Genomic DNA, 18,996 nt, shown 5'->3' with positions numbered 1-18,996 from the left:
GAACCTGACACGCCTTCGACCGGCCCGGACACCGAGGTCCGATTCCCGCCAGCCGCTCGGCGGACCTGCGGGGGAGGATAGGTGGCATGGAACTGGACTTCGACACCTGTCGCAGGGCGGCGATCAGCCGCGACGCGCGGTTCGACGGGGTCTTCGTGACCGCGGTCAAGTCGACGAAGATCTATTGCCGGCCGTCCTGCCCGGCGATCACGCCGAAGGCGGAGAACGTGCGCTTCCTGCCGACGGCCGCGGCGGCGCAGCGGGAGGGTTTCCGGGCGTGCCTGCGCTGCCGGCCGGACGCGGCGCCCGGCTCGCCGGAGTGGGACGTGCGCGGCGACGTGGTCGGCCGGGCGATGCGCCTGATCGCCGACGGCGTCGTCGACCGGGACGGGGTTCCCGGCCTGGCGGGGCGCCTCGGGTACACCGAACGGCACCTGCACAGGATGCTGACCGCGGAGGTCGGGGCCGGCCCCCTCGCCCTCGCCAGGGCGCAGCGGGCGCAGACGGCCCGGGTGCTGATCGAGACGACCCGGCTCGGGCTGGCGGAGATCGCGTTCGCGGCCGGGTTCGGCAGCGTGCGGCAGTTCAACGACACCGTCCGCGAGATCTACGGCCGCACGCCGTCGGACCTGCGCGTGCGGCGCACGCAGCCGTCGCTCGACCCTGGTGTGGTGTCCGTACGGCTGCCGTTCCGGGCGCCGGTGCACGCCGAGGCGCTGCTGTCGTTCCTCGGCGACCGGGCCATCGAGGGCATCGACGAGCGGGTCGGCGACTCGTACCGGCGAAACCTCCGCCTGCCGCACGGCACCGGCACCGCCGAGCTGCGCCCCGAGGAAGGGCACGTCGCGGCCACGCTGCGCCTCACGGACCTGCGCGACCTGGCCCCGGCGGTGGCCCGCTGCCGCCGCCTCTTCGACCTCGACGCCGACCCCGCGGCCGTGGACGCCGTGCTGGGCGACGACCCGCTCCTGGCGCCTCTGGTGTTGAAGGAGGCGGGTGTACGGGTGCCCCGCGCCGTCGACGGGTTCGAGATCGCCGTCCGCGCGATCGTCGGGCAGCAGATCTCGGTCGCGGCGGCCCGGACCGTGCTGCGCCGGCTGGCGTTCGCGACCCCCGCGGCGCTGCTGGAGCTGCCGGACTCCGACTTCGCCATGCCGGCCGCACGGCGGCGCACGCTGCGGGCCCTGGCGTCCGCGGTGCTGGACGGGCTGAGCCTGGACGGGGACGGCGACCGTGCCGAAACCGTGGCCCGCCTGAAGGAGATCCCCGGCATCGGGGACTGGACCGCGTCGTACACGGCGATGCGCGCCCTCGGCGACCCCGACGCGTTCCTGCCCACCGACCTGGGGGTGCTGCGCGGCGCGCGGGCCCTCGGTCTGCCCGACGACCCCCGATCCCTGGCCGCGCACGCCGAGCGCTGGCGGCCGTGGCGTTCCTACGCCGTCATCCGACTCTGGAGGATTCACTGATGTTGTACTCCGTTTCAGCCACCCCGGCCGGTCCGCTCACGATCGTGGTGGACGACGACGGCGCGGTGCTGGCCAGCGGCTTCACCGCTTCGCTCGGGGAACTGTCGCTGTTCGTCGACGTGGGTTCGTTGCGGCAGGTCGGCGACGTCGGCGACGCGCAGAAGGCCGCACAGTCCTACCTGGACGGTGACGTGCACGCGATCGACGACGTCGTGGTGCGCCAGCGTCCCGGCGGCGAGTTCCTCACCCACGCCTGGGACGTCCTGCGGACGGTGCCGGCGGGCGCGCCCGTGACGTACAGCGAGTTCGCGGCACTCTCCGGCCGGCCGCCGGCGATCCGGGCCGCCGCGCAGGCCTGCGCCCGCAACGCGGCCGCCCTCTTCGTGCCGTGTCACCGGGTGCTGCGCACCGACGGGACCCTGGGCGGGTTCCGCTGGGGGCTGCCGGTCAAGCGGTGGCTGCTCGATCATGAGGCTTCTGTCGCTTAATTGACAGTTTTGTCTTCTCAACTGCGTGAATGGCGGGGTTCACGTAGGCGATCTACCGTGGACTGGTTCGTTCGTGGGAAGATTCTCGTCACGCTGCGGATCTTTTCCATTGCTGCGGGCGTAGATCGCTTGGAAGAGGGCCGATGACTGGCGGACGATGGAGTAGCCAGACCCGATTCACCGTCGTGCTCGTCGGGCTCGCCCTGGTCGCACTGGGCGTGCTCACCACGATGCAGTTCCGCAGCACCGCCGGCGCCGCCGCCCTCGTGGCGGCCGGCGTCCTGGTCGGGCTCGCGGGACTGTCCGGCGGCACGATCGTGGTCCGCTCCGCGGACCGTGAGGAGCGGGTCGCCTCCGCCGGCAAGGCCCAGCTCGAAGGCGACGCCGAGGGGGCGTACGACCGCTTCGTCCAGCTCATCCGCGGTCACGCCCCGCAGGCGATCGCCTATCACGAGGGCGCCAACGCGGCGCTGTACGAGGCGGCCGGGCGCGAGGGGCAGAAGCTGCAGCCCGTCTTCGGCTACTTCCTCGGGCCGATCGCCATGTCCGAGTCGCACATCATCGTCGACATCCGGGCCGGCACCGGGTTCTCCATCGCCCGCATGCAGAGCACCTACCAGGCGCTGCTGGTCGGCCAGACGGCCGCGTTCCGGGCGGCGCTCGTCATCGTCAACGCCTCGCCCGACGACTCGATCCTGAGCTCGGTCCGGCAGCTGAGCATCGCGCTGGACCGGCCCGTCATGGCGGTCGCGTGGCGTCTCGGCGACCACAGCGACGGCATCTCCGACGCGATCGTCTCGCTCAAGCGGGAGCTGCGCCGGCGCGGCCTCGAGTCGCCGATCGAGGTGCCCGAGGTGGTGCAGCAGCAGGCCGCGCCGGCGTCGCACCCCGCGGACAGGTTCGTGCCCGAGCGGTTCTCGCCCGACTCGTTCGAGCCCGAGCCCGATCCGTACGTGGACGACGAGATCTTCGAGCCGCAGCAGGCGGTGCGGATCCCCACGCGGGCGCCGGCTCCCCCGCCCGCTCCGCCGCGGCCGCCGGCTCCTCCGCGGCCGCCGGTGATGCAGCCGCCGGCGCCCACGTTCGGCGCGGCGGCACCGGTGTTCGGGCCGTCCATCCCCGCGCAGCACTCCCCCGGCTCGTCGCAGTCGGCGGCCGCCCCTGAGCCGGACCCGGCGGAGTGGCCCAATCCGGAGCCGCGGCGCCGGCCCTCCCCCGCGCCGCGCGTCTACGACGACTCCGCGACCTGGCAGCGGGCGACCGACCTGCACTGGCGGGGCCAGCTGCAGGAGGCGAAGGAGGCGTACGGGGAGATCGTCGACGCCCGCGCGCACGCCCTCGGCTGGGACCACCCCGACACGCTCACCGCCCGGGACCAGCACGCGACCGTGCTGCGCGACCTGGACCGCCTGGCCGAGGCGCTCGTCGAGTGCGACGAGGTGCTCACCGCGCGGATGCGCATCCTCGGCGAGGACCACCCCGACACGCTGACCAGCCGCAGCCACCTCGCGACGATCTACCACCAGCTCGGCGACCTGACCCGCTCCGAGGGCGAGCACCAGCGGGTCCTGGAGGCGCGCACCCGCGTCCTGGGCGGCAACCACCAGGAGACGCTGATCTCCCGGAGCAACCTCGCCAAGGTGTACCAGGACATGGGCGAGCTCGACCGGGCGATCGACGAGCACAGCACCGTCATGCGGGCGCGGGCGCGGCTGCTCGGGCCGGAGCACCGCGACACGCTCATGTCGCGCAGCCTGCTCGCCTCCGCGCTGCACCACGCGGGCCGGCTGCAGGAGGCGGAGCAGGAGCATCGGGCCGTGCTCGGCAGCCGGCTGCACCTGCTCGGGCCGGTCCACCTCGACACCGCCGTCTCGCGGCACCGGCTCGCCAGCGTGCTGCACGACCTGGGGCGGCTGGACGAGGCCGTGACCGAGTACCGGGCGGCGCAGTCGGTGTACGCGCAGCTGCTGGGGGCGAGCAGCCCGTTCGCGCGGGCGGCGGCGTCGGATCTGGCGCTCGCGGAGCGGGCGGCCAGGGGCGCTCAGGGAAGCCGGTACTGAGCCTTTCAGAAGTCCCCTCCGAGGTCGTCTCCGCCGCCGAAGTCGCCTGCGTCCCCGCCGTCGTAGCCTTGGTCCCCGCCGTCATAGCCCTGGTCTGCGCCGGCGTCGTAGCCCGGGCCTCCGCCGGCGTCGTAGCCCTGATCGAAGCCGGCGTCGAAGCCCGCGTCATAGCCTGAATCGCCCCACGCCGGGCTGAACAGCGCGTCGAACACCAGCAGCGACCCGATGCCCCACGCGCCCGCGACCAGGGCCGTCTTCCACCACGGCTCGGAATACCAGCCGGCCGGCACGCCGCGGCCCGCCACCTGCCCGCCCGGGTAGTAGTACGGCGTGGCGTCGCCCGGGTGCGGACCGGCCCGGAACCGGTGCCCCTGCACGTCGACCTCGCGCTCCTTGGTGAGCTGCCCCGCGCGGGCACCCGCGAGCGGCGGCAGGTCCGGTCCGGGGTCGATACCGAGCGCGACCCGGGCCGCCCGCACGTACGCGAGGCCTTCGAGCGCGGTTTCGCGGGCCAGCTCGTACTGGCGGACCGACGTCGAACGCTCCAGCTGCGCGCCGGCGGCGGTGTAGCGCTCGCCCGCGTCGACGAGCGCCTGCCGCACCGCGGGGGTGTCGCCGGAGAGGTTCATGACCTGGCCGCCGAGCCGCTCATACCAGCGGAGGGCGTCCTCACGGGCGTCCGCCTTCTTCCGGTTGCCCGCGGCGACGAACGCGGCGACCGCGGCGACCGCGGCCACCAGCAGGACGGCGAGGACGATCCACGTTCCCATGACTTCGACGGTACCCATTTTCTGTCGTACCCCTCGTGCATGCTGGTAGCCGTGGAACTCGTGCTGATCGTCATCGGGCTCGCCGCCGGCGCCGCGCTCGGCTGGTTCGCCGCGCGGTCACGCGCCGCGGTCGACGTGGCGAAGCTGGAGGCCACCCTGCAGGCGACCCGCGACGGCGAGGCCCGGCTCGAGTCGTCGCTGCGCTCCCTCACCTATGAGGCCCGCGCCCAGACGCAGGACGCGGTCGCCGACGCCGTCGCCCCGCTGCACGACGCCCTGCTGCGCTATGAGCGGCGCGTCGCCGACCTGGAGCGCGACCGCGTCGGCGCCTATGAGTCGCTGCGCGAGCAGGTCCGCGCCATGCACGACGTCTCCGGCGAGCTGCGCACCGAGACCCGCCAGCTCGTCTCCGCCCTGCGCGCGCCGCAGATCCGCGGCCGCTGGGGCGAGCACCAGCTGCGCCGCATCGTCGAGGCCGCCGGCATGCTGGAGCACTGCGACTTCGACGAGCAGGTCACCGCCCCCACCGACGGCGGCGTCGTCCGCCCCGACCTCGTGGTCCGCCTGCACGGCGGCCGCCAGGTGGTCGTCGACGCCAAGGCCCCGTTCGAGGGTTATCTCAGCGCCATGGAGGCCCGCGACGAGGCCGGCCGCACCGCCCACCTGCGGCAGCACGCGAAGCACCTCCGCGGCCACGTCGACGCCCTCGCCGCCAAGTCCTACTGGGCCGCCTTCGAGCCCGCCCCCGAGTTCGTCGTCCTCTTCATGCCCGCCGACACGTTCCTCGACGCCGCCCTCCAGCACGACCCGACCCTGCTGGAGCACGCGTTCACCCGCAACGTCGTCCTCGCCACCCCGGCCACCCTCGTCGCCCTGCTGCGCACCATCGCCTATGCGTGGCGCCAGGAGTCCCTCGCCCACAACGCCCTGGCCGTCCACCGCACCGGCCGCGAGCTCTATGCCCGCCTCACCACCATGGGCGACCACTTCGCCAAGGTCGGCACCGCCCTCGGCACCGCCGTCTCCTCCTACAACAAGGCCGTCGGCTCCCTGGAGGCCCGCGTCCTGGTCAGCGCCCGCCGCCTGGCCGAGCTCGGCATCAGCGCCGACCCCCTCCCCGCCCCGTCCCAGGTCGAGCTCACCCCCCGCCACCTCCAACCCCAGGACCCCTCCGACTCCTCGGGTTTCCCGGGCTCCTCCGACCAGCCCGCCCCTTCGCACCCGTCGGACACCTCGGCGCCCTCGCACCTGCCTGCCCCCTCGCAGCTGCCGGGCCCTACGCAGCTGCCGCACACCTCGCCGCTGCGGGACCCCTCACACCTGCGGGACTCCTCGCAGGTGCCGCACCCCTCGCAGGCCTCTGCCGGTCCCGGCCCCACCGACCCGAGCTCGTTCCACGACTCCCGGCAGCCCTTCGTCCCGCCGCACAGCAACCACGCGACACCCGCCAGACCTGAACGCCCGCACGCCCCCCAGCAACTCCCCGAGTCGGAGTACGAAATCCTGCTCGCCGCCCTCCGCGAAGACCCACCCCAGTAGCAGCGGCGGCAAGCCGCACACCGGCGACGGCAGGCCGGCAACGCTGCGCTCCCGGACACCGTGCAGCTGCCGAACCCCTCGCATCCGCCGCAGCCCACGCAGGCCTCTGCCGGACCCGCCCACCAACCCGAGCTCCGCCCATGACCCTGGCAGCTCGCCGTCCTCACCCGCGGCATGCCGCTCGACGCCCACCAGACCTGAACGACCCAGCAACCCCCGCATCGGAAACGAAATCCTGCCCGCAGCCCTCCGCGAAGACCCGCCCCAGCGGCAACGACGGCAGGTCGCACACCGGCGACTGCAGCCAACCGGCAGCGCGCACCCACGAGTGCCCAAGACCGATCGCCGATCGGACCGCCACACCCGCCTCCGGCCAGATATCCCGGACCATCACGTTCCCGACCCGGACCCGCCGGCCGACCTGCCCGCCCCAGACACGCATCGAGATCTCCGTGTGGACGCCCTCGCGGCCCGCCGGGAACGCGCCCGCCAGCCACCACGCGACACCAGCCCACCACATCAACCCAAAGCCCCAGCCAGCGCCGCCGGCCCGACCGCACAGGACCGCCGCGACAGAACGCTGCCTCCGGCCAGAACTGCCATTCGATCAACGGACGGGTGGAGGCTCACCCGGACCACCGCGATGGGCGACCACCGGATGCGGCGCGCACGCGCCGCTTGCCCTGCCTCGCGCCTCGGCGCGGGCAGTGCGTCGCGAAGCGGCGCATTGGGGTGCGGGTGAGCATCCCCGCCGGGCCCCGCCGCGGCAGCGGTGGGGGGAACTACAGCGGGAAGTACAGCTCAGCTGCGGTCCGTGGTGAGGCGGGCGCGGGCGTTGTCGAGCCAGCGTTGGCAGATGGTGGCGAGTTGTTCGCCGCGTTCCCACAGTGCCAGGGATTCCTCGAGGGTGGTGCCGCCGGACTCGAGCTTTTCGACGACGGTGGCGAGTTCGGCTCTGGCCTGCTCGTACGACAGGTCGGTCACTTGGACTCCTTGGTCAGGAAGAGCACCGGGTCGGTGCGGCGGTAGCCGACGCGGCTGTAGACGCGTTCCTGGGCGTCGCCGCCGGGGGTGAGGAAGACGAGGGTTGCGCCTGCCGCGTGGGCGGCGCGGGTGAGGTGGGCGGTGACGGGGGCGCCGATGCCGCGGCGTTCGAACGCGGGGCGGACGGCGATGCCGGCCACCTCGCTGATGCCGTCCTTCACCGCGACCGCCGCGCCGCCGCCGACGGGCTCGCCGGACAGGGTGCGGGCCAGCACGCGGACGCCGCCGGAGGTGCGGGCCTTCTCGAGGTGGGCGGCGGTCGGCGGGGGTTCACCGAAGGCCTCGTGCTGGGCGGTGAGCAGGTCGCGCAGCTCGTCGTCCGTAGCGGGGGTGACGAGCTCGATGTCCGGCGGGAGGGGCAGGTCGGCGACGGCGCCGGGCGGGCACTCCATCAGGGGGAGGCGGTCGGTGACCAGGGCGGGCTCGACCAGCGGGGCCAGGCCCGGCAGGTACTCCAGGCGGGGCGTCCGCGACCGGGAGACGAAGGCCTCCTCCAGCGCGGCGATGTCCGCGGGCGTCGGGTCGGCGCCGGCGGACGGGATCGCGTAGTTGATGTACACGAGGGGGTCGTGGGGGCTGATGGTCACCGTGAAGGGGCCGGCGGGCACGACCTCGCGGCCCGCGGAAGCGCTGGCGATCAGGTAGTCCTGGATCCGTTGCGACATGTCAGCCTTCAGAGTTTCCGGAGGCGGGACCGGAGACGGTGGCGGTGAAGGAGGACGACGCGACGCGGACGCGGACCTCGTCACCGGGGGTGACGTCGGCGGCGGCGCGGACCACGGCGCCGTCCGGGCGCTGGACGATGGCGTAGCCGCGCTCCAGGGTCGCCAGCGGGGAGAGGGTCCGCAGGCGGGCGAGGGTGTGCTCGAGCTCGGTCGACGCCCGGTCGAGGCGGTGGCTCAGGCTGCGGGTGGCCCGGTCGCGCAGCTGGGTCACGTCCGACGCGCGGTGCTCCACCATCGTGAGCGGACGGGCGAAGACGGGGCGGGAGCGGATCGCGTCGAGGCGGTGCTGCTCGCGGTCGAGCAGGCCGGACATCGCGCGGTCCAGGCGCTGCTTGGCCTGGCCGATCAGGCGGAACTCGTCGGCGAGGTCGGGCACGACGCGCTTGGCCGCGTCGGTAGGGGTGGAGGCGCGCACGTCGGCGACGAAGTCGACCAGCGGCACGTCGGTCTCGTGGCCGACGGCGGAGACGACCGGGGTCCGGCACGCGAACACGGCCCGGCACAGCGCCTCGTCGGAGAACGGCAGCAGGTCCTCGGTGGAGCCGCCGCCGCGGGCGAGGACGATGACCTCGACGGTCTCGTCGCGGTCGAGGACGGCGAGGGCGTCGATGATCTGCGGTACCGCGGAAGTCCCCTGCACGGCGACGTTGATGACCCGGAAGTCGACGGTCGGCCAGCGGCGGCGGGCGTTGGTGAGGACGTCGCGTTCGGCGGCGCTGGCCCGGCCGGTGATCAGTCCGACCTTCGACGGCAGGAAGGGCAGGCGGCGCTTGCGGGCCCGGTCGAACAGGCCTTCGGCGGCGAGGAGCTTCTTGAGCTGCTCGAGCCGGGCGAGCAGCTCGCCGAGGCCGACCTGGCGGATCTCGTCGGCGCGGAGGCTGAGCGAGCCGCGGGCCGCGTAGAACTCGGGCCTGGCGTGCACGACGATCCGGGCACCGTCGGTGAGGCCGGGCGCGCCGAGGTCGACGACGTCGCGGTTGGTGGTGACGGTGAGGCTCAGGTCGGCGGACGGGTCGCGCAGCGTGAGGAAGACGGTGTTGGTGCCGGGACGCCGGGTGATCTGCGCGACCTGGCCGTCGACCCAGATCCAGCCGAGCTTGCCGATCCACGCGCCGATCTTCTGCGAGACGACCCGGACCGGCCAGGGCGAGTCGGAGGTCGACGACGGAGCGTCAGTAGTCACTGAGACACCCTAGCCGCGCAGGTACGCGAGAACCGCCCGCACCCGGCGGTGGTCGTCCTCGTCGGGGGGCAGGTCCAGCTTGGCCAGCAGACTGTTGATGTGCTTCGAGACGGCCGCCTCCGACACCACGAGCGTGCGGGCGATCGCCGCGTTGGACCGCCCCTCGGCCATCAGCGCCAGGACGTCGCGCTCGCGCGGGGTGAGCCGCTGCAGCGGGTCCCGGCGGCGGCCCAGCAGCTGCATCACCACCTCCGGGTCGACCACGGTGTGCCCGGCCGCGACCCGGTCCACCGCGTCGACGAACTCCGCCACGTCCCCGATGCGGTCTTTCAGCAGGTATCCGACGTACCCGTTCCGCCCGGAGTCCAGCAGCTCGGCCGCGTACGTCTGCTCCACGTACTGGCTGAGCACCAGCACCGGCAGGTTCGCGAAGGCGGCCCGGAGCGCGATCGCTGCCTGCAGCCCCTCGTCGGTGAACCCCGGCGGCATCCGCACGTCGGTGACCACCAGGTCGGGTGGTGCGGCATGGACCGCGGCGACCAGCTCGTCGGCGGTGCCGACGGCGGCGACGACCTCATGGCCGAACCGCCGCAACAGGCCGGCGATCCCCTCCCGGATGAGAATCCCGTCCTCGGCGATCACGACCCGCACGGAAGCTCCACGTGCACCACCGTAGGCCCTCCGTGCGGGCTGGCGAGCGCGACGGTCCCGCCGACGGCCGCGACCCGGTCGACGAGTCCGGCGAGTCCGGTGCCGCGCGCCGGGTCGGCGCCGCCCCGGCCGTCGTCGCGGATCTGCACGGTGAGGCGGTCGAACACGACCGACGCGACGACCCTGGCCCGCCGCGCGCCGCTGTGCTTGGCGACGTTGGCGAGGGCCTCGACGACGACGAAGTACGCGGTCACCTCGACCGGCTCCGGCAGCCGGGCGGGCAGGGCGATGTCGACGTCGACGGACAGCGGGGCGCGGTCGGCGACCTCGCGGACCGCCGCGGCGAGTCCACGGTCGGTCAGGATCTTCGGGTGTACGCCGCGGATCAGCTCCCGCAGCTCGGCGAGCGCCTCTTTCGCGAGGTCGTGCGCGCGCCGTACCGGATCCGCGGCGGGCGAACCGTCGGGCAGCTCCAGGCGGGCCAGGCCGAGCTGCATGCTCAGCGCCACGAGCCGCTGCTGCGCGCCGTCGTGCAGGTCACGCTCGATGCGGCGGCGCTCGACCTCGAACGCGTCGACCAGCCGCGCCCGGGACCTGGTCAGCTCCACCAGCCGGGGGTCGTCCTCGGCGCGGGGCCCCAGGATCGACCGGGTGATCGCGGCGCGCGCGCCCGCCCAGGCCGTCACCGGGTACAACGCGATCACCGCGAGCGCGAGACCGGCGACGCTGCCCAGGAGCGTCCACCCCAGCGGGGTGTCGTCGATGTAGAGCGGGCCGCAGAGCAGCGCCGTGACCGCCCACACCACGAACGCGACGACGAGCGAGTCGAGCCAGCCCAGGATCGCGCAGATCACGATCGTGTACCCCAGCTCGCGCCAGGTGACCCCTTCCCGCAGCCGGGTCGTCACCCACGCGCGCAGCCCCGGCTCCTCGACGGGCCGGTGCAGGTCGGGCAGGTCGACGGCGTCGACGAGCCGCAGCCGCCACCGTTCGACCTTGGCGACGAAGACGCCGGACAGCGCGAACGCGAGGAACCCCGCGATGCCGACCACGAACAGCGTGAGGATCACCCCGAACGCGAGCAGGCCGAACAGCGCCGCCCCCATGACCACCCCGAAGAGACCGCCGCTGCCGAGGTACAGCAGCGACCGCCATGGCCACGAGGACGTCAGGAACCTCATGGGTGGCAGCGTCAGCGACTCCAACGCGGATCGGACCGGCACCCAGGTGACGCTACCGACCGCGTCGCCCGGGCACGGTATGGCTGGCGTTACCTTCGACTGTCGCCGCAGCGCGACTGTGCCGGGGCCGGCGAAACGGTTGGCTCGACCGCGTGACGACGACATTGCAACTGCGCCAGGCCGTCGAGCTGCACGCGGTCACCCGCCGGTACGGCGCCGGCGAGCAGGCCGTGACCGCCCTCGACCGGGTCTCCGTCGGGTTCGCCCCGGCCAGCTTCACCGCCGTGATGGGCCCCTCGGGCTCCGGCAAGTCCACGCTGCTGCACTGCGCGGCCGGCCTCGACCAGGTCACCGGCGGCCGCGTCCTCGTCGACGGGGTGGAGCTCGGGCCGCTGCGGGAGAAGGCCCGCACGCGGCTGCGGCGCGACCGGATCGGCTTCGTGTTCCAGGCGTTCAACCTCGTCGCGTCGCTGACCGCGGCGCAGAACGTGGAGCTGCCGCTGCGCCTCGCCGGCCGCCGGGCCGAGCCGGGGCAGGTGGACGCGATGCTCGCCGAGGTCGGGCTCGCCGACCGGGCCACCCACCGGCCGGGTGAGCTGTCCGGCGGGCAGCAGCAGCGGGTCGCGATCGCCCGGGCCCTCGTCACCAGGCCGGTCGTGGTGTTCGCCGACGAGCCGACCGGGGCCCTCGACGCGACCGCGTCCCGGGAGGTGCTGCGGCTGCTGCGGGCCGCCGTCGACCGGCACGCCCAGACGGTGGTCATGGTGACCCACGACCCCCTCGCCGCCGCGTACGCCGACCGGGTCCTCTTCCTCGCCGACGGCGCGATCGTCGAGGACCTGCACGAGCCGCGCGGCGCCGAGCACATCGCGACCCGGATGGCGGCGCTGTCATGAGCGGTCCGGAGCGCAGCGGAGCGACCGCTCATCAGGAGCGCAGGCCCAAGTCAGGCCGGCGCCGGAGCGCAGCGGAGGTGACGGCATGACGCTGGCCTCCGTGCGGCACAGGTGGGCCGGGTTCCTCGGCACGTTCGCGGCGCTGCTGCTCGGCGTCGCCGTCATCTCCGGCAGCCTCGCCCTGTGGGCGGCCGCCCAGCCGCGGGTCCCCGACGCGCTCGCGGCCACGGACGCGGTGGTCGCCTCGCCGTCGTTCGATCCCGTCGAGGGCGGTTTTCCGGTGTACCGCCCGTGGTCGCCGGACGAGACGGCATCGCTGCTCTCGCGGTTGCAGGACACGCCCGGCGTCCTCGAAGCGGTGCCGTTGCGGACCTTCTACGTGCAGCGACTCGTCGACGGGCAGCCGACGGGGAACCCCCGCGACGCGGTCCACAGTGGACGCGCCTGGTCGTCGGCGGGGCTCGGCGGGTACACCATCCGAGACGGCAGACCGCCGGCCGGTCGCGGCGAAGTGGTGGTGCCCGCATCGGCCGGCGTCCCGGTCGGCGCGACGCTGCCGGTCCTGACCACCGCCGGACCCGCGAGCTGGACGGTGACGGGGGTCTTCGACGGCGAGGGCTTCTACGCCGACGAGGCCACCGCGTCGGAGCTCGCGGGTGGTGTACGGGTGATCGGCGTCCGCTTCGAGCCGGGTGCCTCGGTGCGGCTCGACGCCGGGGCGGCCGGGACGGTGCTCACCGGCGACGCGCGGTCCGCGGTCGAGCCGGAGCAGGACACCCGGACCCGGTGGCTCGGCGCGCAGCTGATCATCGCCACCGTGTTCGTCGGCGGGTTCGTCGCGGTGTTCGTGGTGTCGTCGACCTGCGCGTTCGCCGTGACGTCGCGGCGGCGGGAGCTCGGGCTGCTGCGCGCCGTCGGCGCCACCCCCGGGCAGGTGCGGCGGCTGCTGCTCACCGAGACCGTCCTCGTCGCGCTCGCCGCCGGGGTGCCCGGCGCGCTGCTCGGCGCCCTTGCCGCGCCGCTGCTGGCCGGGCCGTTCGTGGCCGTCGGCCTGGAGCCGACCGGGTTCACCGTCGGCGTGTCGTGGTGGGCGCTGGGCGGGTCCGTCCTGGCCGGGCTCGTCGTGGCCACGGCCGGGGTGTGGCTCTCCGCGCGCCGGGCCGGGCGGGTGTCGCCGCTGGACGCGCTGCGCGAGGCGGCGGCGGAGCGGCGGCCGATGACCCGCACCCGCTGGGCGGCCGGGATCCTCTGCGGCCTCGGCGGCGGCGGGCTGGCGCTGCTCCTGCCGGGCTCCTCGGCGCAGGACAAGCCGACCCTGGTGCTGGCGTCGGCGATGTTCCTGCTGGTCGCGGCGGCATTGCTGGCTCCCGTGGTCGTTGTTCCGCTGGTACGGCTGACGCCCGCCGGACGGGGTGCGACCGGCGTCCTGGTCCGGGGCGCGGCGGCGGTGTCGGCGCGGCGGCTGGCCTCGGTCGCGGCGCCGGTGCTCGCGGCGGTGGGGTTCGCGGTGCTGCTGGTCGGCACGTTCCAGACCGCTTCGGAGGCGGTGAACGTCGAGGACGCCTCGGCGCTTCCCTCCTCCTCGGTCGCGGCGGGCGCCGCCGGTGTCCCCGGCCTCTCCGAGGCGGCCGTTTCCGCGCAGCCGGGGCGTTCCGTGCTGCCGTCCGTCGCGTACCTGCCCTCGGGCGAGTCGATCCCCGTCTCCGGCGCGCCCGACTTCTCGGGTTTTTCGGTTCCTTCGGTCCTGGGTTTCCAGGTGGGTTCGGTCGTGCCGCTGCGGTTCGCCGACGGGGTAGTGGTGCCGCTCCGGGTGACCGGCTCGTCCGACTCGGTGCTGCTGCCGCGGGACCTGGTACGGCAGCACGACCCGACCGCGATGGCGCAGGTGGTCAACCTGTCCGGCGCGTTCGTGCCGTCGCCGGGCGCCGTCGCCATGACGGCCCGGGCCTACGTCGAGCGGGAGGCCGCGAGCGAGAACGACCTGGTGAACCTGTTCCTGGCGGTGCTGCTCGGCATCTCCGTCGGCTACACGGGGCTCGCGGTGGCCAACACCGTGCTCATGGCGACGTACGGCCGGCGGCAGGAGCTGGCGACGCTGCGCCGTACCGGAGCGACAACGGGCCAGACGGCGCGCTTCGTGGTCGTCGAGTCACTGCTCGCGGTCACGCTCGGCGTCCTGCTGGGGCTGGCGGTCGCCGTGCCGGCCCTCTTCGAGGCGCGGGCCGGGCTGCAGGATGAGGTCGGCGCGCCTGTGACCCTGGTCATGCCGTGGGCCACGCTGGCCGCCGTGGCGGGTGCGTGCGCGCTGCTTGCGACGTTTGCCTCTCTTGTACCGTTTCTCCGGCGGAGGATGTTGTCGGTGGGGGCACGTACCATGGCGGGGTGACTGGTTCGAAGCGCGTTTTGCTCGCCAAGCCCCGCGGCTACTGTGCCGGCGTCGACCGTGCGGTCCAGACGGTCGAGGAGGCGCTGAAGCTCTACGGCGCGCCGATCTATGTCCGCAAGGAGATCGTGCACAACAAGCACGTCGTCGGCACGCTGCAGGCGAAGGGCGCGATCTTCGTGGAGGAGAATGAGGAGGTGCCCGAGGGCGCCATCGTCGTCTTCTCCGCCCACGGCGTCGCCCCCGAGGTCCACGAGCAGGCCGCCGCCCGCTCGCTGAAGGCCATCGACGCGACCTGCCCGCTGGTCACCAAGGTCCACCAGGAGGCCCGCCGGTTCGCCGCCGAGGACTACGACATCCTGCTCATCGGTCACGAGGGGCACGAAGAGGTCATCGGCACGGCCGGCGAGGCCCCCGCCCACATCCAGCTCGTCGACGGCCCCGACGGCGTCGACAAGGTCACCGTCCGCGACCCGTCGAAGGTGGTGTGGCTCTCGCAGACCACGCTCTCGGTCGACGAGACCCTGGAGACGGTCGCCCGCCTCAAGACCAAGCTCCCCCTGCTGATGTCCCCGCCCAGCGACGACATCTGCTATGCCACGTCCAACCGGCAGGACGCCGTGAAGGCCATGGCGCCCAACTGCGACGTGGTGCTGGTCGTCGGCTCCCAGAACTCGTCCAATTCGCAGCGCCTCCGCGAGGTCGCCGTCGACGCGGGCGCCAGCGCGGGCTACCTCATCGACTACGCCCACGAGATCCAGGACGACTGGCTCACCGGCGCCACCACCGTCGGCGTCACCTCCGGCGCCTCGGTCCCCGACGAGCTGGTCATGGAGGTCCTCGACTTCCTGGCCGCCCGCGACTTCACCGACGTCGCCGAGATCACCACGGCCCAGGAGAAGCTCGTGTTCTCCCTGCCCCAGGAGCTCAAGCGCGACATGAAGGCCAGCGCCGCCGCCCGCGCCGCCGAGGTCGCCAAAACCCTGTCGTAACGACCGCCCCCGACCGCCGACGGCCCGCCGCCGTCCGCAGCACTGCCGCCGTCGCTGATGATGCCCGCTGCCCCACCACCACCCAGCTCCAGGTGGGCGTGGTCGAGGCAGGTCAGGCCCGCTGCACTGCACGTCGACCGGCCCGTAAACAGTGCGCGCCCCACGGCGGCCGCGCCACCCGCACGGCAACTCCGGGCGGCCACAATTCTCATGATCCGGAAGACCTTGTGCACCCCCGAGTACACAAACTCTTCCGGATCACGGGGACGCCGGCCACGGCACACAGTCGGCCCAGCCAGCGCAGAACCGAGCGGGTGCCGATCACGCTGACCACGAGGCTCGGCGATCGCCTGAGCCATGACCGCCCCACCGCGCGGGGACACTTGCCGTTCCGTTCTCATGATCCGGAAGACTTTGTGCAGTCCTGGGTACACAAAGTCTTCTGGATCACGAGGGGTGGGTCAGCGGGCGGTGGCGATGACGCTGACGGGTGGGTCGCCGTGGGTGTAGAGGGTGTCGACGACGAGTTGGAGGGCGGGGTTGGCTCGGACGCGGTCGTAGGCGCGGAGCTTGATCTGGTCGCGGTCGAAGTCGATGCGCTCTTTGTCGTTCGGCTGGTAGCGGACCCAGGTCTCCTCGCCGATCATCGGGCCCGCGGTGCCGCGGAGCTTGACCTTGATCGAGGCCAGGAACGGGGCCGCGCCGTCGGGGAAGACCTGGACGCGGACGGTGTAGCTCGCCGACCGGGTATGGCCCTGCTGGTCGACGCTCTGCAGGCCGAAGTCCACGTGAGCGATCTCGCCACGTGCGCTGACTGCCTTGGCGCCGGGTTTCCGGCCGAATCCGAACATGCCGGGGACGGTATCCCCCAGGCCCGCGCCGCCGCGATCATGTGCCCGACACTGCGGTATCGGACGGCCGACCGTCAGCGGAGGGAGGAGGCCAGGCGCTGGAGCTGGGAGTCGGTGGCGCGGCCGAAGATGATGACGGTGCGGGTAGGGGTGGACTGGATGAGGGCGCGTTCGCCCGGGCGGGCGTCGTCGTGGCGCTGCCAGTCGGTGCCGTTGATCGAGACCGGGGCGCCGGCGGCACCAGCCGTGCCGATGATCGACGGGATGAGGGTGGCGGCGGGCTGGGCGCTCTGGGCGAGCTGCATGGCGCCGTCGGAGGGGGCGGTCACGCCCAGGCGCAGGATGCCGTCGGTGTAGGTGGCCGAGGCGATCCGCCAGCCCGGTGGCAGATCGGTGGGGCGCAGCGGGGTGAACTGGCCGGCGCGCTCGACCGAGCCGTACACCTCGGTGGTGTCGACGGCCGGCGGGTCCTCGTGGCCGAGGTAGCGGTAGAAGCCGACCAGCAGGAAGACCGGCACCAGCAGGACCAGCATCGACAGCGCCATGTCGCGCGGACGGCGACCGGCACGCTCCGAAGCAGCAGAGGCCGACGAGGCAGAAGCCGACGACGAGGAGCCAGCGGGTGCGGGAGCAGCGGTTTCCACACCCCCATCGTGAACCATCGGATGGAAGTTGCCACAACCGCCCGGCCACTAGCGACGCGGAACACGTCGGCCTGACACGATTGAGGATGGCCCGCCCGCCCACGCAACGCCGCGCGAGGAGAGCACACACATGAGTCGTGAGATGGATCGGAATCTGGCCCTCGACCTGGTACGAGTCACGGAGGCCGCGGCGATGGCCGCCGGACGGTGGGTCGGACGGGGGGACAAGAACGGCGGCGACGGTGCGGCCGTCGACGCGATGCGCCTGCTGATCAACTCGGTGCCGATGCAGGGCGTCGTGGTGATCGGCGAGGGCGAGAAGGACAACGCGCCGATGCTGTACAACGGCGAGCGGGTCGGGGACGGGACGGGCCCCGAGGTGGACGTGGCGGTCGACCCGGTCGACGGGACGACGCTGATGAGCAAGGGGATGCCCAACGCGGTGGCGGTGCTGGCCGTCGCGGAGCGCGGGGCGATGTTCGACCCGAGCGCCGTGTTCTACATGGAGAAGCTGGCGGTCGGGCCGGACTACGCGGACGTGATCAACATCGACGCCGGCGTCGAGGAGAACCTGCGGCGCATCGCGCGGGTGAAGCGGGCCGGGGTGGACGAGGTCACGGTCTGCATCCTGGACCGGCCCCGGCACAAGCAGCTGATCCAGGAGGTGCGGCGGACCGGGGCACGGATCCGGTTCATCTCCGACGGGGACATCGCCGGCGCGATCAGCGCCGCCCGCGAGGGTTCGGAGACCGACGTGCTGATGGGCATCGGCGGCACGCCCGAGGGCATCGTCGCCGCGGTGGCCCTGAAGTGCATGGGTGGCGCGATCCAGGCCAAGCTGTGGCCTCAGGACGACGCCGAGCGGGAGAAGGCCGTCGCCGCCGGCCACGATCTCGGTCGCGTGCTGCACACCGACGACCTGGTCAGCGGCGACAACATGTTCTTCTGCGCGACCGGGGTGACCAGCGGCGACCTGCTCAAGGGCGTCCGCTACCGGAGGGGTGGGGCGGAGACGCAGTCGATCGTGATGCGGTCCCGGTCGGGCACGATCCGGGTGGTCGACTCGTTCCATCGCCTGGAGAAGCTGCGGGCCTACTCGCTGGTCGACTTCGACGGGATCCTGCCGCCGCTGGCGATCGAGCCCGAGGGTGCGCTACCCAGCACTGGCTGACGAGAGGCTGAGCACCGACCGGACGGCCTCGTCGACCGGCGTGTGCGTCAGGCCGAACGTCGCGGTGACCCGGGACGAGTCCATGACGAACGGCCTGACGTGCTGGTGGCGCACCTCGCGGAACTCCTTGGCGAACTTGTCGGTCAGCCCGGCGGCCCATACCGCGGCCGCCGGGTAGGAGCGCAGGCGCGGGGCGGGCAGGCCGGCGACGCGGGCCACGGTGTCCAGCAGTGACCGGCCCGTCATCGGCGGCGGCGAGGGCACGTGCCACGCCTTGCCCCATGCCCGCTCGTCGGTCGCGAGCGAGATGAGCGTGTCGGCGACGTCGCCGATGTACGTGTAGGTGTGCGGCGCGTCCAGGGCGCCGGGCAGCCACGCGGTCGTCCCGGCCCGCATCGCCGGCAGCGCCATCTCGATGATCGACGAGGTGGGGCTGATGTAGTCCGACGCGCGGGCCTCGAACGTACGGATGCCGGCGCCCAGCGCGTCGCGCCACATCGCCACCCGGACGCGACCCTTGCGACCCGTCGCCGCGAGCGGCGTGTCCTCGGTCATCGGGCCGGTGACGGGCCCGTAGCCGTACAGGTTGCCGGTGATCGCGAGGACGGCGTCGTTGGCGGCCGCGGCCCGGATCAGCGCGTCGTTGATCGGCGGCCAGTCGGTCGTCCAGGCGTGGTACAGCGGGTTGACGCAGTTGTAGATGACGGTGGCGCCGGCGGCGATCCGGCGCAGGGCGGCCGCGTCGGCGGCGTCCGCGGCGACCCGCTCGATCAGCGGGTGGACGGGCCCGCCGCCGGAGCGACTGACGATCTTGACGGGCTCACCGAACTCCGCGAGCCGCGACGCGATGATCGAGCCGACGGCGCCGGCACCGACGATGACCTGCATGACTGCCTCCCCTGACGACGATTGCAAGAGCACTGCTCGCTCAGTAGAGCATGCGTCGCAC

Annotated in this window: 16 protein-coding genes and 1 pseudogene; 8 read left to right on the top strand and 9 right to left on the bottom strand. The window is 73.3% G+C overall.

The features are described 5' to 3' along the window. Positions 1-86 precede the first annotated feature (86 nt). From AB0I21_RS25085 to AB0I21_RS25075, 3 genes are all read left to right on the top strand, one after another. The gene (locus tag AB0I21_RS25085; protein ID WP_360564619.1) at positions 87-1,469 is read left to right on the top strand and encodes an AlkA N-terminal domain-containing protein; all 1,383 of its coding nucleotides are present in this window, start codon (positions 87-89) and stop codon (positions 1,467-1,469) included. Beyond that, positions 1,469-1,957 carry a methylated-DNA--[protein]-cysteine S-methyltransferase gene (locus tag AB0I21_RS25080; RefSeq protein WP_360564617.1) on the top strand — a complete coding sequence of 163 codons (489 nt, stop codon included), beginning with the start codon at positions 1,469-1,471 and terminating at the stop codon, positions 1,955-1,957. Before AB0I21_RS25085 ends, AB0I21_RS25080 begins: the two co-directional genes overlap by 1 nt. A 143-nt stretch (positions 1,958-2,100) precedes the next feature. Further along, positions 2,101-4,017 (top strand): tetratricopeptide repeat protein, encoded by a 1,917-nt coding sequence (locus AB0I21_RS25075; RefSeq protein WP_360564615.1) that lies wholly within the window; start codon positions 2,101-2,103, stop codon positions 4,015-4,017. Between the two features lie 5 nt (positions 4,018-4,022). Here AB0I21_RS25075 and AB0I21_RS25070 read toward each other — a convergent pair whose 3' ends face one another. Further along, positions 4,023-4,787, bottom strand: a complete 765-nt coding sequence (locus tag AB0I21_RS25070) for a hypothetical protein (protein ID WP_360564613.1) — start codon at positions 4,785-4,787, stop codon at positions 4,023-4,025. 39 nt (positions 4,788-4,826) lie between these two features. Here AB0I21_RS25070 and AB0I21_RS25065 point away from each other — a divergent pair. Next, positions 4,827-5,957, top strand: a pseudogene (locus AB0I21_RS25065) (DNA recombination protein RmuC); the annotation flags it as partial. A gap of 1,170 nt (positions 5,958-7,127) precedes the next feature. Here the strand turns inward: AB0I21_RS25065 and AB0I21_RS25060 are convergent. From AB0I21_RS25060 to AB0I21_RS25040, 5 genes are read right to left on the bottom strand one after another with little or no spacing between them, the layout of a single operon-like run. Continuing rightward, complete coding sequence (locus tag AB0I21_RS25060; protein ID WP_344503767.1) at positions 7,128-7,310, bottom strand: exodeoxyribonuclease VII small subunit; 183 nt, start codon at positions 7,308-7,310, stop codon at positions 7,128-7,130. Then, a complete protein-coding gene (locus AB0I21_RS25055; RefSeq protein WP_360564611.1) occupies positions 7,307-8,035 on the bottom strand; it encodes a GNAT family N-acetyltransferase in 729 nt (242 codons plus the stop codon). Before AB0I21_RS25055 ends, AB0I21_RS25060 begins: the two co-directional genes overlap by 4 nt. A 1-nt stretch (position 8,036) precedes the next feature. Continuing rightward, positions 8,037-9,278, bottom strand: coding sequence for an exodeoxyribonuclease VII large subunit (gene xseA / locus AB0I21_RS25050; protein ID WP_360564609.1), 1,242 nt, complete (start codon positions 9,276-9,278; stop codon positions 8,037-8,039). 9 nt (positions 9,279-9,287) lie between these two features. Beyond that, entirely contained in the window at positions 9,288-9,929 is a 642-nt protein-coding gene (locus tag AB0I21_RS25045) for a response regulator transcription factor (RefSeq protein WP_360564607.1), read from the bottom strand. Then, the gene (locus tag AB0I21_RS25040) at positions 9,917-11,110 is read right to left on the bottom strand and encodes a sensor domain-containing protein (RefSeq protein WP_360564605.1); all 1,194 of its coding nucleotides are present in this window, start codon (positions 11,108-11,110) and stop codon (positions 9,917-9,919) included. The genes AB0I21_RS25045 and AB0I21_RS25040 overlap by 13 nt, the downstream gene beginning before the upstream one ends. A gap of 152 nt (positions 11,111-11,262) precedes the next feature. On the opposite strand from AB0I21_RS25040, the gene AB0I21_RS25035 reads away from it, so the two are divergent. From AB0I21_RS25035 to AB0I21_RS25025, 3 genes are all read left to right on the top strand, one after another. Next, positions 11,263-12,006, top strand: a complete 744-nt coding sequence (locus AB0I21_RS25035; RefSeq protein ID WP_360564603.1) for an ABC transporter ATP-binding protein — start codon at positions 11,263-11,265, stop codon at positions 12,004-12,006. 85 nt (positions 12,007-12,091) lie between these two features. Continuing rightward, positions 12,092-14,392, top strand: coding sequence for an ABC transporter permease (locus tag AB0I21_RS25030; RefSeq protein WP_360564601.1), 2,301 nt, complete (start codon positions 12,092-12,094; stop codon positions 14,390-14,392). Further along, on the top strand, positions 14,389-15,381 hold the full coding sequence (locus tag AB0I21_RS25025) for a 4-hydroxy-3-methylbut-2-enyl diphosphate reductase (RefSeq protein WP_360564599.1): 993 nt from the start codon (positions 14,389-14,391) through the stop codon (positions 15,379-15,381). Before AB0I21_RS25030 ends, AB0I21_RS25025 begins: the two co-directional genes overlap by 4 nt. Before the next feature lie 461 nt (positions 15,382-15,842). On the opposite strand, the gene AB0I21_RS25020 is transcribed toward AB0I21_RS25025, so the two are convergent. Together AB0I21_RS25020 and AB0I21_RS25015 are read right to left on the bottom strand one after the other, a co-directional pair. Beyond that, positions 15,843-16,232 (bottom strand): hypothetical protein, encoded by a 390-nt coding sequence (locus tag AB0I21_RS25020; RefSeq protein WP_344503775.1) that lies wholly within the window; start codon positions 16,230-16,232, stop codon positions 15,843-15,845. Between the two features lie 74 nt (positions 16,233-16,306). Further along, the gene (locus tag AB0I21_RS25015; RefSeq protein ID WP_360564596.1) at positions 16,307-16,894 is read right to left on the bottom strand and encodes a DUF4245 domain-containing protein; all 588 of its coding nucleotides are present in this window, start codon (positions 16,892-16,894) and stop codon (positions 16,307-16,309) included. A gap of 112 nt (positions 16,895-17,006) precedes the next feature. On the opposite strand from AB0I21_RS25015, the gene glpX reads away from it, so the two are divergent. Then, positions 17,007-18,047 (top strand): class II fructose-bisphosphatase, encoded by a 1,041-nt coding sequence (gene glpX, locus AB0I21_RS25010; RefSeq protein ID WP_360564595.1) that lies wholly within the window; start codon positions 17,007-17,009, stop codon positions 18,045-18,047. Here the strand turns inward: glpX and AB0I21_RS25005 are convergent. Next, the gene (locus AB0I21_RS25005) at positions 18,030-18,935 is read right to left on the bottom strand and encodes an NAD-dependent epimerase (RefSeq protein ID WP_360564593.1); all 906 of its coding nucleotides are present in this window, start codon (positions 18,933-18,935) and stop codon (positions 18,030-18,032) included. The genes glpX and AB0I21_RS25005 overlap by 18 nt on opposite strands. Positions 18,936-18,996: the final 61 nt, after the last annotated feature.

The organism is Dactylosporangium sp. NPDC050588 (assembly GCF_040654975.1).
GTDB classification, from domain to species: domain Bacteria; phylum Actinomycetota; class Actinomycetes; order Mycobacteriales; family Micromonosporaceae; genus Dactylosporangium; species Dactylosporangium maewongense.
The sequence above is the reverse complement of the archived record's forward strand: the minus strand, read 5'-3'. Positions and strand labels throughout refer to the sequence as shown.